Source organism: Synechococcus sp. PCC 7335, from assembly GCF_000155595.1.
Taxonomy (GTDB): domain Bacteria; phylum Cyanobacteriota; class Cyanobacteriia; order Phormidesmidales; family Phormidesmidaceae; genus Phormidesmis.
This window is the reverse complement of record NZ_DS989905.1, coordinates 680368-692640: the sequence shown is the minus strand read 5'-3', so window position 1 is coordinate 692640 and position 12273 is coordinate 680368. Positions and strand designations below refer to the sequence as shown.

General features: G+C 48.4%; 15 protein-coding genes and 2 pseudogenes. 11 read left to right on the top strand and 6 right to left on the bottom strand.

Features of this window, described 5'->3' with window-relative positions; genetic code table 11:
• The first annotated feature begins 16 nt into the window (after positions 1–16).
• From S7335_RS22725 to S7335_RS22715, 3 genes are read left to right on the top strand one after another with little or no spacing between them, the layout of a single operon-like run.
• Entirely contained in the window at positions 17–703 is a 687-nt protein-coding gene (locus S7335_RS22725; RefSeq protein WP_006458423.1) for a hypothetical protein, read from the top strand.
• 44 nt (positions 704–747) lie between these two features.
• Positions 748–1023, top strand: coding sequence for a hypothetical protein (locus S7335_RS22720; RefSeq protein WP_006457839.1), 276 nt, complete (start codon positions 748–750; stop codon positions 1021–1023).
• A 24-nt stretch (positions 1024–1047) separates the two neighbouring features.
• Positions 1048–1311 (top strand): hypothetical protein, encoded by a 264-nt coding sequence (locus S7335_RS22715; protein WP_006458392.1) that lies wholly within the window; start codon positions 1048–1050, stop codon positions 1309–1311.
• 77 nt (positions 1312–1388) lie between these two features.
• Here the strand turns inward: S7335_RS22715 and S7335_RS27115 are convergent.
• A pseudogene (locus S7335_RS27115) lies at positions 1389–1493 on the bottom strand (DUF4113 domain-containing protein); the annotation flags it as partial.
• 58 nt (positions 1494–1551) lie between these two features.
• On the opposite strand from S7335_RS27115, the gene S7335_RS22710 reads away from it, so the two are divergent.
• Entirely contained in the window at positions 1552–2424 is an 873-nt protein-coding gene (locus tag S7335_RS22710; protein ID WP_006458405.1) for a class I SAM-dependent methyltransferase, read from the top strand.
• A 423-nt stretch (positions 2425–2847) separates the two neighbouring features.
• Here the strand turns inward: S7335_RS22710 and S7335_RS29610 are convergent, their stop codons facing one another.
• Entirely contained in the window at positions 2848–3264 is a 417-nt protein-coding gene (locus S7335_RS29610) for a DUF6463 family protein (RefSeq protein ID WP_006458258.1), read from the bottom strand.
• A 95-nt stretch (positions 3265–3359) separates the two neighbouring features.
• Here S7335_RS29610 and S7335_RS22700 point away from each other — a divergent pair, with 95 nt between their 5' ends.
• The 3 genes from S7335_RS22700 to S7335_RS22690 all read left to right on the top strand — a co-directional run bounded on the left by S7335_RS22700 (position 3360) and on the right by S7335_RS22690 (position 6656).
• A complete protein-coding gene (locus tag S7335_RS22700; RefSeq protein ID WP_006458421.1) occupies positions 3360–4496 on the top strand; it encodes a transposase in 1137 nt (378 codons plus the stop codon).
• A 401-nt stretch (positions 4497–4897) separates the two neighbouring features.
• A complete protein-coding gene (locus S7335_RS22695) occupies positions 4898–5737 on the top strand; it encodes a ParA family protein (protein WP_006458333.1) in 840 nt (279 codons plus the stop codon).
• On the top strand, positions 5730–6656 hold the full coding sequence (locus S7335_RS22690) for a hypothetical protein (RefSeq protein WP_006457887.1): 927 nt from the start codon (positions 5730–5732) through the stop codon (positions 6654–6656). Before S7335_RS22695 ends, S7335_RS22690 begins: the two co-directional genes overlap by 8 nt.
• On the opposite strand, the gene S7335_RS22685 is transcribed toward S7335_RS22690, so the two are convergent.
• Positions 6653–7672, bottom strand: coding sequence for a tyrosine-type recombinase/integrase (locus S7335_RS22685; RefSeq protein ID WP_006457788.1), 1020 nt, complete (start codon positions 7670–7672; stop codon positions 6653–6655). The genes S7335_RS22690 and S7335_RS22685 overlap by 4 nt on opposite strands.
• 283 nt (positions 7673–7955) lie before the next feature.
• Here S7335_RS22685 and S7335_RS22680 point away from each other — a divergent pair, with 283 nt between their 5' ends.
• The 4 genes from S7335_RS22680 to S7335_RS22665 are packed head-to-tail and all read left to right on the top strand — an operon-like array spanning position 7956 to position 9798.
• Positions 7956–8183, top strand: coding sequence for a hypothetical protein (locus S7335_RS22680; protein ID WP_006458091.1), 228 nt, complete (start codon positions 7956–7958; stop codon positions 8181–8183).
• A gap of 18 nt (positions 8184–8201) precedes the next feature.
• A complete protein-coding gene (locus S7335_RS22675) occupies positions 8202–8585 on the top strand; it encodes a type II toxin-antitoxin system death-on-curing family toxin (protein ID WP_006457785.1) in 384 nt (127 codons plus the stop codon).
• 6 nt (positions 8586–8591) lie between these two features.
• Positions 8592–9143 carry a hypothetical protein gene (locus S7335_RS22670; RefSeq protein ID WP_038019538.1) on the top strand — a complete coding sequence of 184 codons (552 nt, stop codon included), beginning with the start codon at positions 8592–8594 and terminating at the stop codon, positions 9141–9143.
• Entirely contained in the window at positions 9136–9798 is a 663-nt protein-coding gene (locus tag S7335_RS22665) for a hypothetical protein (protein WP_006458113.1), read from the top strand. Before S7335_RS22670 ends, S7335_RS22665 begins: the two co-directional genes overlap by 8 nt.
• A gap of 20 nt (positions 9799–9818) precedes the next feature.
• Here the strand turns inward: S7335_RS22665 and S7335_RS22660 are convergent, their stop codons facing one another.
• The 3 genes and pseudogenes from S7335_RS22660 to S7335_RS22650 all read right to left on the bottom strand — a co-directional run.
• On the bottom strand, positions 9819–10364 hold the full coding sequence (locus S7335_RS22660; RefSeq protein WP_006458309.1) for a hypothetical protein: 546 nt from the start codon (positions 10362–10364) through the stop codon (positions 9819–9821).
• A 4-nt stretch (positions 10365–10368) separates the two neighbouring features.
• Positions 10369–11451 carry a transposase gene (locus S7335_RS22655; protein WP_038019365.1) on the bottom strand — a complete coding sequence of 361 codons (1083 nt, stop codon included), beginning with the start codon at positions 11449–11451 and terminating at the stop codon, positions 10369–10371.
• 383 nt (positions 11452–11834) lie between these two features.
• Positions 11835–12218 (bottom strand): annotated as a pseudogene (locus S7335_RS22650) (IS6 family transposase); the annotation flags it as partial.
• Between the last annotated feature and the right edge of the window lie 55 nt (positions 12219–12273).

The window sequence follows — 12273 nt, the reverse complement described above, 5'->3', positions numbered from 1 at the left end:
ACACCCACGGTATTCGATGAGTAAAGACATAGATTTCTTAGTAGAACTAGCTGAATTATCTACAGCGTCTGAAGAGACTTTACCCACTGAAAAAACTGACGAGTCTATGTACAGGCGTTGCAAAGTTGCGTCTAAGCTGATAAAACCAAAGCTTAGACAAGCGGCTGCCGACGGTCAATACGATAGTATTGCGATTCTGAAACTATATTCTTCTGATTTTCAATCGGTGAAACCTTTCCGAAGACCGCGTAATTCTGATGTCGATAGTGAAGCTTTTCAGATTTTTACATGGGACTTAGCGGAGGAAGGCTTTCGGTGCTTCATTGATCGTCCAGGACTGTCCTCGTCGCTAGTAGCCTTTCAACACTGCGGCATCTCGAAGTCAGCACAATCGGATAGATGGGTACTGTACGTTTTGTTGCCGCAACGTGAACCCCCTCGACGCTACTGGACTAGGACTCTCGCATTCCATGCGAAAAAGACGGCTATGCATCTGCTAGGTTTTACCTTTGCTTTTACCGCTATTGCATTGACAAGCTTTCTAATTATTTTTACTGGAGTGCTATTGGCGCGTGAAGCATACTCTGAAATCCAAGCAGGTAATACAGCAGTGGTTATACTTTACGTGGGTTTGGCAGTAACCACCATGCCTGTTTTGGTTGGTCTTGGACTTTCTGTTTTGTTAACGCTTGTCGATGACTAAGAAGCCTTTGCCAACCAGTCTGAGGAAAACAAGTAAAGAGAATCATGCACTATCCCATAGCTACAAGCCAACCTTCAGAGATAGGAATAAGTATCACCGACAACATAGCTGAGGCTCCAGACTTGTGCCTTCGCGCGCTTGAAGAGACAGTAGGGCATCACCTCAGCTTAAGCGAGTATGTTGTTGCGAAACGCTCAGTTCTAGAATTAATTGAAACAAAAGACCGCATTGTACCGCTCGACCTGAAAGAACTATGGAGCGACTCTCCTGAACTATCCGAGTTTGCCGCTATGATTAACAAAGTTATCCTTTGTGGTTGACCTAGCCCCTCGCGGAATTAAGTCATGCGATTCCCTTTCTCCTTTAGAAAACTATCTACAAAAGAACGAGAATACCGCGAGAAAGTGTATCAACACAGGCGACTACAAGCAAAGAAACTTCATTATGAGTTAAGTTACAAACCAACTCCAAGTATCGACTGTGAGCTACATGAGATTGAAGAGTGGCTGCATAAGTATTACGCTGATTTGCATGCGATCAAACTCCAAGAGCAGGCTGAATATGAAGCGGCACTTGCAGAACTAGATGCCGAAATTCCTAGACAGTAGACGCCAATACTGTTTGGCAGCAGGTGTTGCTGTTCGAAAGTAGGCGATCGCGTACCTCAAACGAACTAACAGTACCTTCAGCACCTAACTCTCAGAATCTCCTTGAGCCGTGTCGTATACCGAGGCGATCGCCATTGCTGTCTCATTCCCCAAGACTTTCGCTGCTTGCCCTTCTCTAGTCCTTGTGCCGCAAAGCAACCATAACTACAATCGTAAGATTATGGAGGAAGCCATAGTTCAGTGACAACTAACCCTTCTGACCGCTTTGACGCTATCAGCCCAACTGCGATGCTCGTTGCGTATGCAAGACAATTCAGCGATATTCCGTTTGCGGTTGAATTGGCTCGACTAATAGATGTTTCAGCAATGCTTAGGCTATTTCCGATTAACAGTCAGAACGATATTCTGCTTTTATCAGCTTTGATAGAAGCTCGTTACAAGGCCGTTGACGAGGCAATTTCCTCATTTGAGAACAAACAAATTTTTGAATTAGCCTCAGGCTTACTACCACGCGGGATGAAGATGACCCAAGACTCGGAAGTGGTTTTCGTCGAAAGCGATTTACCTGCTGTGATTCAACTGAAACAAGCGCTAGTTGCACAAGTTGTTTCAATGCCATCTAACCTACGATTTAAGGAAGCGGATGCAGCTAGTTATCCCAACCAACTGCTGATAGGTGCAGACTACCTGAAAGACAATGAGCCAGTGACCATTCTTTGCGAAGGACTATTGCAGTATCTTAGCCTGACAGAGAAAGTTCAACTTTTTGCGAATATTCGAGAGATGCTTCAACGATATGGAGGTGTTTGGATTACTTCTGATCTTTCGACGAAGCAAAGTCAGGCCCAAGTTATGGAACATAGTCCAGCTTCTCACCAGTTGCATCAGTCTATTATCCAAACATCAGGCAGACATCTATTGAACAATAGTTTCAATGACCGGGTGGAGATTAAACAGTTTGTCTCTGAACAAGGATTTCAGATTGAGGAGCACAGCTTGATTGGTGTTATGAACCGATTGAGTTGTTTTGATATTGTTGGAGATAAGCCTAAAAACTTTGAAGCTTTTCTTGAGACAAGGTACATTTCCATCCTCACTTTAGAGAGCCGTTGAAATAAATGTTGTGGAAAGCAAAGGTGTCTTCTTCTACTTAACTATTTGGGATAAGAACTATTAGTAAGGATCCGAAAAAGTGCGGGAAAGCCCGGAATTTTATTGACTAATAACTGAAATCAGTCCTCTTATAGCCCTACTCAGTCTCTGTAGTACGTTTAATCTTCTCGTAATCAAGACCTTTCGAGGCATGAGAAAATTGTGTCTCATATCACGTATCAGAATAGCCTTTTCAAAAGGTCTTAAGTGTAATAAGACGTTTTCTAATTATCACCAAGAGCAGTCAGCCATGCATTCTGTAAGCTTCTACTGTTTGCCAATCCCTAAACTGCTGCAACTACCGAAGCTCTTCGACTATGGACTTTGATTGAGCGATCGTATGGGGGTGCGTCAAGAACCAGCGTTTGACAGTGAGTAACTTCACTAATCCTCAGGAGCGCTCTCCCTTTGGATTAGTGAATTGTTGCTAGACGCCATTGGCCACGAGGAATAGAGCATCATTATGCTTGGTAAAATCAGTAACCAAAAACCAGATACTGGCATTAGGAAAAGTCCGATAGCAGTAGTGCTAAGTAGAATGATACTTATAGAAGTTGGCAACAAAAGTTTCTGCTGATGTGCCCAAAAGCACAACTGGCCTATCACCAACAAAAATGGAGTCGCCATCATGAACCAGAAGGCATCTTCACGATCAAAGATGGGGGCGAACGGGTTGGGTGCTATGACGTTGAACCAGCCAGATTCCGCAATTATCTGCCACTGCGGCCAATATACAACCAGGCCAAATAGTAAATGAATACAGGCAACTACTGTCCAGAGAGATCCAACAATTTTTAGCATAACTGAGATCTTGCACCACTCTCAGAAAGGGTTGCGTAGCGGGTCAAAGTCTGAAAGAAAGGGCGTAAGTAAAAAAGAAGACGGTCAATACAACCATGCTTCAGCACGCCCAAAGGCTAGTTTATAGCCTAATTTCACTCATGCCTAGTCACTATCAAGAAGCCAGTCTCAAAGCTCTGTTCGCTCGATTTCTCCCAGAACAAGGCCACGCTTTGCCTGAACATACACCGCTCAAATCGCCTAGCTCGCTCAGCCGCTTCCTCAATCGCTATAGCTGGTCTACCCGCCAAATCATTCGTACCACTCGCGCAGCAGTCTTAGACCAGCTAGCCGTTCATCCGGTGGGGCCAAACGTGCCCGTTCGGTTATTGATAGACCTGACAACGTTGAGAAAGACTGGGAAGTTCTGGCATCTGAGTACACCGACTGAGGATGTCGATGCGCCAGAACCTTGGGTGAGAATGCTAAACGGCAAACGAGGGCTGCACCTAGTGGTGCTGTATCTGGTCATCGGTGAACGGCGCATTCCTTGGAGCTTTCGTATCTGGCACGGCAAAGGAGAAGCGAGTCCATCGCAACTAGCTTGTAAGCTCCTGGCAACGGTTCCAAGGCGACTTATCCAAGGTCGCACTGTCATCGTACAAGGAGACACAGAGTTCGGCACCGTTGCCTTCTTCAATGCCGTACGGCGACGGCGATGGCGAGCCGTTGTGGGTGTCAGGAACAATCGCCTATTGCAGGATGGGCGTAGGCTCAAGGACTTACCGAGATGTGCAAAACGAGGCTTACAAGTCCGGCTAAAGGACATCGACTACCCGCTTACCATTTCCTGGTTTTGGCTCAAACGTGCAGACGACAAACGAGAGCTACGGTTTGTCGCTTCTACCTATCCTTACACGGGCATCTATCTGATTCGACTAGGGCGCAAACGATGGGCGATAGAAGGCTTCTTCAAAACAGTAAAGCATCAGTTTGGTCTACATTGCTTTGGCCAGGGAACAAAGCTAGGCGTTTACCGTTGGCTGATTCTCTCATTCATTGCCTATGTACTGGCTCACTGGATTGACCTATGGGCGTGCCCACCTGCGTTGAACTGGAAAGCAACCTCGCGGCTAACGATAGAGAAGTTGTTGCCTTCCGTTCTACTACTTAAGCACATCAGACGTGATGCTGGTATGCCTGCCCAGTACGGCTTTGAGATTGTTCTCAAGTCTCTGCCTAGCTCTGCCTAATGAGACTGGTGCAAGATCTGAGTTGACCTACGTACCATATAAACTGGTTAGCATCGGCGACGATATAGATACTTGAGACGGGCGGCAGTAGGTATCTATCTGCGAATAAAACCGAGTTCCACTGCTGCCATTCCACTTGCTAAGTACACCTGCTTCATTCCCGACACTCGCAGCGTTCCCAAAGGCAGCATTTCTATCCCTGACCAAAGAGTCTTACTAAGCTCAAAGATCTCACGAGCCTATGTCAGCCAAAACTTGTTTGTGGCAGCACTTGTCTTTTCAAAACTTCTATCCAAGTGCAGACGTCTGCACTTGAGTTGCACATTTTCACAATTTATTGTTCCAATACGTCTCTCATCAGATATGATGCTGCTGTGAAATCGCGCAGTGAAGTGACGATTATGATTATTGCAATCGCAGCTATCAAAGGAGGCGTTGGCAAAACGACGCTTACTTTTTGCTTGGCAGCCACGCTTACCAAGATGGGCAAAAAGGTATTGTGCTTAGACCTTGACCATCAAGGCGATCTTTCTGCGGCGATGGGTGCAAACAAAGACGACTCAGAACCAAGTATAGGTCAGATACTATATGCGCCTAAAAGAGAACAAGCAGAGATGCTTGCTAGAGGAATTATAGATATTCCAACTTGCTGCCACTTAATTACTCCAGGCTCGAACTTAGGCTCCTACCAAACAGAGATTGAAAACGGTCTGGCAAGCGAAAGCCGCCTAGCAGACGCACTGGATGGATTCAATAGCATCTACGAGAACTACGACTACGTTCTTCTCGATACGCCAAAGGGCGAAGGGCTGTTCACTAAGAACGCACTGGTCGCTTGCGACAATGTCATCGTTCCAGTGCAAACCGAGTACTTTGCACTCAAAAACATCCCAGAGCTACTGGGACTAATTAGCCAGATAGCAGACCGTGCCAATCCTGATGTATCGGTGGTAGCGATGGTGCCTAGTCGAATGAAGCAAACAAGTCTACATAAAAGCATCCATAAGCAGCTATTAGAATGGGACGTTCGCGAACAGCTACCATACCAGCAGCATCAGGCTTGGATAGCGCCACCCATCCGGGATCTGACCATCTATTCTGAGCTTTCAGCCCAAGGAGAATCGCTGTACACATACTCAGGTGTGAAGAAAGCGCACCGTGAGCCTTTCATTGCGATCGCAGAGCATTTAGAATCGCTTAGTTCGAAGAGCACTCAACGCGAGGTAGAAACTGTTGGCTAAGAAGTTCTCAAGAGTAGCGGCTGTTCCAAAGCAAGCTGTTATCCCCCAGCCAGTAGCTGAGGTTGTCCAGCTACCTCAGAACGCTGTTATCAATCTTGAAAGGATAGATCTAACTGACCGGGAGAATTGGCTCAGAGCACTGGATTTCTGCAAGGCAAAAACAGAGCAGCCCCTGGACACATTACTCCATGAGATCAAGACTTACCAAGGGCAAATTGATCAAGCTCTGCAAACTGCGCAGGCTCAAAGCACAATCTACGCCTATGCCATTGGCACCCGACTCGATGCAATTGAAGAAAAATCTCTTTTTCAAGAAAAGGGGTATGGCAATCTCACGGCGTTCATCAAAGGGGGTGAGGTTAAACGTCCCAATGGGCAATCCATTACCACTCGTCAAGTATGGGCTTACCGGCGAGTAACCAGAGGACTGAATGAGTTCCTTAGCATGGCGGAAGAAATTCGAGACGGAAAGCCCTTATCTCCTGATCTAGAGGCCCAGCTATCCTCACTCGGATCGAAGGTTAACCAAGATATTGTGGTTGCTTTTCTTAATTCCTATGCCGAAAGTATCGCTGGCGTTCTTGAGCTAGGCGTTAGCAAGCTTGAGCAGGTATACCGATTACCTAAACCATTAGCTATGTCAAGTTTACTAGCTGGCAAGCTTGCCCTTGAAGAGGAAGTCGTGGAAGTCCACGAAGTTCCCTTTTCTACCCTGCGAAAAGCTATCAGTTCGCATGAGAAGAAAAATAAATCTAAGTCGAAAGCCAAACGCACTGTCAATATTGATGGAACGATAGACCACATACGCGATGCTATTCAATCTCTTCGCGGCGAGACTTTAGGTAACAAACAAAAAAAGAGACTCAAGCAGCTTTCAGCAGTTATGCTCAAGCTCACCGAACGGACAGAACCTAGCTAAAACAAACCACTACCCAATTCAGAGCGCTCAATCAAGTCGTTGAACGCATCTTCAGCCTTCTTCTCCAGCGCTCTTTTGGTGTACCGTTCAGAAGTCACAGGTGACTTTATCCGCATCAACTTCCGCACATAATCCGGCGACATATCATTCAGAACGAGCTGCGTACCAAACGTATGACGCAATCGATGCGGATGTACGTTCTCAGTTGTCTCAACAATCGCTCCTAAATCCTTCACCATCTCGTAGATGCCCCAGTAGCCCAGCCGCTTCCCATAGCCGTTCCTCGATAGGCTTCTAAACAGTGGCTCACCTGAACTAGTATCAAACCCTTTGCGTACGCACCAGCCCAGATAGCTGTCTAGCGCCTGACGAGCGTTCGGCGCTAGCGGTACCGTTCCATCGCTGCGCCACTTCGCTTCACTGACCTGAACGGCCTGACCGTTGTAATCCCCGATGTTCAGCTTGCTAACTTCTGTCGCTCTAAGGCCATGCTTCAGCAGCTCAAAGATAGCCGTGTCTCTAGTACTCAGCTGCTCACGCTGTCCCCGATACTCCAGCCCTTCTGCTAACTGCCGCACTGCCGCTACTTCTATATCCTTCGTCTCAGTCGGCGCGGCGGGCACCTTCTCCACATTCAACGTCGGGTTGTAGGTGATGTAACGCTTCGTCGCCAACCACTTAAAGAAGCTTTGAAGCGTAGCGATTGCCTGGTTAACGCTAGCCGGAGATAGCCCTATTTTCCCCGCTTTAGTGGGTTTGTTCTTCAGATGCACCTTGTACCGACTCACATCAGCCTCGCTAACGTCGCCCCAGTGCTTGAACTCGCACCAGACTTGAAAGCCCCGTAGCTGTCTCGTATAAGCCTTCTTCGTATTAGGCCTAATCTCGCGATCGCCCAGGAACTCATCTACCCAGTCCCCATTCAGCGGTTTCTCTGAGCCACCCTCAGCAGGCACGGTAGGCTTCGCGTTCACCCCCACTTCAATAAACGTCGGAACAGGATCAGGTTTTGCCATAATTTCAACCCCAAAATGCAGCCCAAACCGCTGCGAAAATGCTCCCGATTTCTAAGCAGTAATGCTTTCTGAAAGGTGCACTACTGCGTTGTCGTTTCTAACGTACCCTATTTAACCCCAAATAATTATATTTATTTGGGTTACACTAAAAATTACACTACAAATAAAACTGGATTGGCTAGGGTACAATAAAGCCAGTCGCCATCAGCTTTTTAGCCTCTAGGCTGTAGCAGGCTGAGTTGGCGAACAGGGCTGAGGTTCAAATACTGACTGGAGCAGCAGAATGCTTGAGCAAATCAGAACGGTCGATGGGGAAACCCTGCTACCGATACCTGCGGACGCACTGGCAGCGATCGGGCTGCAACCAGGCGGCCAAGTAGAGGTCACAGTGGTAGGGCAATCTCTGATGGTATCTGTACCACCAGAGGAAAAGCCTTCTGAATCTGAGTTTGTGCAGACCTTTCAGGGCGTGATGGACAAGCGCCGCGATGCTTACCGAGAGTTGGCTTAGGGAAGCGGGCTAGGCGTAATGGAGTTTCCAACGCTATCTGACGTTTTATCGATTCATCGACTGATTGTGGCTGAAACGGGTGGTCAGTCCGGGCTGAGGGATCAGGGGTTGCTGGAATCTGCTTTGAAAGCAGCTGAGAACCGGCACTACTACGAGGAAGCTGATGTGATTGCCTGCGCCGCGACCTATGCTTATCACCTCTGCATGGCCCATGCTTTCATTGATGGCAATAAACGGGTTGCCGCAGCGGTATCAGAGACGTTCCTATTGATCAACGGCTGGCAGCTAAGAATGGAAAATGTAGCGCTAGTGGATATGTTTTTGAAGATTGCGGACGGTGCCCTGTTAAGAGATGCGATAGAAGAAGCCTTTCGGCATCATGCCGTTGCGATAGGAGGGTGAGCACTCATGCCTCGTCGTGTTGATAAGAAATGCGTCGCTTGTGCCCAGCTTTCTGCGTCAGATGCGCGGCAGCTGCACGGAAAGGGGAAGGAGGGCGACGGCTGTTGGAATGAGAAGCGTTGTCCACGCAAGCGGTCTCACTATCGCAATCGTCAGCAACTGAATGAAAAGCGGCGGTTGGAATACCAACAGGTTTCCGATGCTGCTTCCAAAAAGGGACAGGTAGAAGAAGTATCGCTGTCGGTGGCCGAGGGGTCGATGCCTTACGCCAACCTGTACATCTGGCGAGAGAAAAGGAAGGATGCACCCGTCCATGCGATCGCTGCCTCTGTCTTCCAAGATGGTGCCAAAGTGTTGGAAGTGGCCCCGATCCACTGTGCTGGCTATCGCAAACGTCAGCTAGAGAAGTATGTACAGAAGGATGTGATGGGCTATCTGAATGCGCGGTTTGGTATCGCCTACTTTGCTGAGGAGATTCGGCTAGAGCCAATCGAGTGTCCCATTGAGAACTGTCCCTATCACAATCGGTTTGAGCCAGGTGAGGTAGCGCATGGTTAGTGTGCGGCAGCTAGAACTGAACTTAGAGGTTGCGATTGAGGAAGCGGCTACGGCTCCAGAGACAGCAGATGTTCTCGGTCTATGGAAGCAGTTTGAAGAAGAACTATCTGAGCTAAAGCAGCGCGATCGCCTTCGAGTCGCTGGCGATGTTCTGATGCAGCTAGCTGGACTGTGTGAAACCAAGTCAGAAGTACTCTGGGAAGATTGGCAGGATGCGAACAACGCAGAAGGGCCAGTTATGGATGGCGACTGGCTTCAGGGAGTGACTAGACAGACCCAGGAGCTAGACTTCTCAGAATTAGTGAATCGTTTCTATCGCACGACTAGTGAGCTAGCCAATGAAGATAAAACTGATGAGGATTCTGTTGCAGGTGATGTAGAGAAACTGTCGGTCTTGGACATGCTCGAAGCGTTGGAGGATGCTGGGCTCAAGAGTCAGGCGCTGGCCGTCTCGCATGCTGAGCATGTGTCTGACTGGGTGAAGGCGTTGGCAAATGAACAGACAAACACACCGCAGCGATTGGTTGATCTGCAAAAGCAACTAGAGATGCCGCTGATAGAGGTGTGGATTGCCGCGTTGCTCGGCGGGTTTCCAATGGAACAACGCGGTAGTTTTTATCAAACGCAGGAAGTTTGGGTTAGTAGGGGTAGTTGACGCCTGAGCAGGAGAGCATGTCAACTGGAAAAGCGATAAGAGCTGCGTTCCCCTCTATGCCAGTCGCCATTGCGAGCACCCCCCGAGAGAATGTTCGAGACACGGTTTCGAGCCTTTAGATATTGACTTTTGGGCATGTTCTCTTTGAACAAAGCAGACATCACCTCGGCAATCTTGAAGTCCTGCTTCGGCTTCTGTTCGAGGACTAACTGTACAGCATCAGGTAGCGAATAACCTTTCATGGCAGGAAGCAGATACTTTTGCCAGTTCCCTGCGCGTCCGTCTTTCTTCCGCTTCGTGCTTTTGGCCTTGGTAGCTTTTTTAGTTCTAGTCGCTTTCTCAGTCTTCTCTTCTGGTTGTTGAACAGTAGGGGAAGCAGTCTCTTCATCAGTGAGGTCATCTTTTGCTTCAGTGGCAGCAGGTGAAGCATCAAACATATCGATGACTGAGAGAATAGCCTTTCGCTTCTCTCGTACTATCGATAGTTGCTGTTCGATAGACGCTGCTTCAGCTTCTAACTTGGAACTGACAGTTTTGAGCTGGGGTAATACCTGATTGGCTGACAAAAGTTTAATCAGGAACAAACTTAACGGTAATCACGCTGAAATCGAGCAAGCGCCCGGACTTCTTGTTGTGTTGTGGCCTAGAAGCCATCGCCGGTTGCGGATCAATGTGAGAGGTAAAACAAGCCTGTTTAATCACCTGCCAACCGTTGAGCAGAGCCGCCTTAGTCCACTCCAATCCGATGCGAAAGTAGCTGTTGCCTCTATCCCAGTGTGTGTCAATCCATCGCCTACGGCCTGATTGCACAACCGCTACGCCTTGAGCCGTGACGTAAAGCGTGGCTACTGCCAGAATAAACCATAAGCGAGAGAGGTCAGTGAGGCCTCGAATCTCAGAGCGTTGTAGATTCCAACCGGCGGACTGGTCGTCTAAAAATCCTTCCTCGATATCGAAGCGCAAGGCATATTCCATAAAGGTTTGCGGGCTAGTGGGCTGGTCGCTGACGACGGCCCAAAGTTCACCATTGATGTTGTTGCGCCCGATGATGACATGCACTGGGCCGTACTGTTCGTGACGATGGAGTCTGATGTGGTGGAAACATAGTGCCCGACCTCGTTCTAGGTGAAACGATTTAGGTTGACACCAGCCGGAACCGGGTCGCCAAATCCAGGTGTCACTTTTGATACGGATGCGGTAGTGCCAGCCGAGTTGTTTTATCAGCGTCATCGCACGGGTATGCACAAAGCCTCGGTCGGCCAACAGAATCATGTTTGCGTTTGAAGGCAAGTATTGCGTAGACTGCCTGAGCAGTTCTTCATAGGCTTCAAACGCAACAGAGGCACTGTTGTGTTCTAGAACTCGCCAAGCCAGAGGAATGGAGCGGCCTCGATACACCACGGCTAGCCGAATTAAGCAGTACTGCTCCCAAAACAGCGAGGTGTCTAAACAAAGATAAAGGCACTCGGCTTCCCAGGTCGCCAAGGCCGCTTGAATCAGCGGTTTGTACAATCGGTGGATGTTGATGCGGCTATTGCCTAACCAGCGACGCACCCGTCTTTGTTTACTCTGGGCGTAGAGACCGCGACAGGGCAAGTAGGTTGTCCACTTTGTCAGGCTGACGCTGCCGGTTTGAATCAGCGCAAACACCATCCAACAGCAGGTCGTTAGATGCGATAGATGTGCCCAGGGGCAATCTTGACCCAGCCAGGCTTTCAAGGCATCGTAGAGGCGGGAGTTTTTTTCACAGCGTTCCTTTGGTTTTGAGTTGCATCTAAATCTTAGAACGCTGGCTCCCCCTCGCAACCTTTGCGGCTCTCAAGTCCCTGTATGACAGCGATTCAACCTGGCTATTGCATCTTTTGTCAGCCAATCAGGGGGTAATACTGTGGCCGACATCTAAATAAGTGTTGCTTTTCCGCTCTTATAGTAGCAACATGATTAGCGAATAAGAACTAGATACCATCCCTATAGTCATGTGATCGCTCTATTGAGTCAAAAACGCGAAGTCTCGAACACACCGAGATGGAGAAGCCCGCACTGTAGCTTTTGAGTTTATCTGTGATGATGACTCTGGGTGCAAAGCCGGTTGATTTGAGTAGTTTGCGGAAAAATCTGTACGCAGCGGCTGTGTTACGACGGCGCTGCATCAGGATATCGAGCACTGTGCCATGCTGGTCAACGGCGCGCCACAAGTAGAATTGCTCACCCTTGATGGTGATCACCACTTCATCAAGATGCCACTTATCACCGGTTTTGGGCCGCTGCTTACGGATTGTATTGGCATAGCTCTGAGCGAATTTGAGACACCACCCTCTGATCGCTTCATAGGTGACTGTGACATCGCGATAAAGCATCATTTTTTCGATGTCACGAAAGCTTAACGGAAACGTATGGTACAGCCACACGCAGTAGCTGATGGTTTCAGATGGGAAGCGGTGCCCCGGTAAGGATTAGTCATGAGTGTAGCTTCCC